The following is a 606-nucleotide window of genomic DNA, read 5'->3' as shown; positions in this document are numbered from 1 at the left end:
ATCACACCGTGGGGCGAGGGGCGGATCTCCATCGCGGCGGTCAATGGGCCGTCGTCGGTGGTGGTTTCGGGTGAGCCGACCGCGCTGGAGGAGTTGCTGGCGTCGTGTGAGGCCGATGAGGTGCGGGCGCGTCGGGTGCCGGTGGACTACGCCTCGCACTCGGCTCAGGTGGAACTCCTCCGCGAGGAGCTGCTGGAGTTGCTGGCCCCCGTTGAGCCCAAGACGGCCGAAGTCCCCTTCCTGTCGACGGTGACGGGGGAGTGGGTCGAGGGTCCGGAGCTGGACGCGGAGTACTGGTTCACCAATCTGCGGCGCACGGTTGAGCTGGAGGGCGCCGTTCGCCGACTGCTCGATGAGGGCTTCGGTGCGTTCATCGAGTCCAGTGCCCACCCCGTCCTGGCCATGGGGGTGCAGGAGACGGCTGAGGATGCGGGCCGTGAGGCCGCCGCGATCGGGTCGCTGCGCCGTGACGAGGGCGGCCTTGACCGCTTCTGGGCCTCCGTCGGCGAGGCGTGGACGCGTGGCGTGGCCGTGGACTGGGCCGGGGTGTTCGAGGGGACGGGCGCGGCCCGCGTCGAGCTGCCCACGTACGCCTTCCAGCACCAG

1 protein-coding gene is annotated in these 606 nt (G+C 70.8%); it reads left to right on the top strand.

The annotated features are described in order from the left end of the window. The coding region (locus VT50_RS37870) for an acyltransferase domain-containing protein (protein WP_143645392.1) at positions 1-606 on the top strand (606 nt) is incomplete at both ends.

Origin of the sequence: Streptomyces antioxidans (genome assembly GCF_000968685.2) — a bacterium.
Lineage (GTDB): Bacteria > Actinomycetota > Actinomycetes > Streptomycetales > Streptomycetaceae > Streptomyces > Streptomyces antioxidans.
The sequence above is the reverse complement of the archived record's forward strand: the minus strand, read 5'-3'. Positions and strand labels throughout refer to the sequence as shown.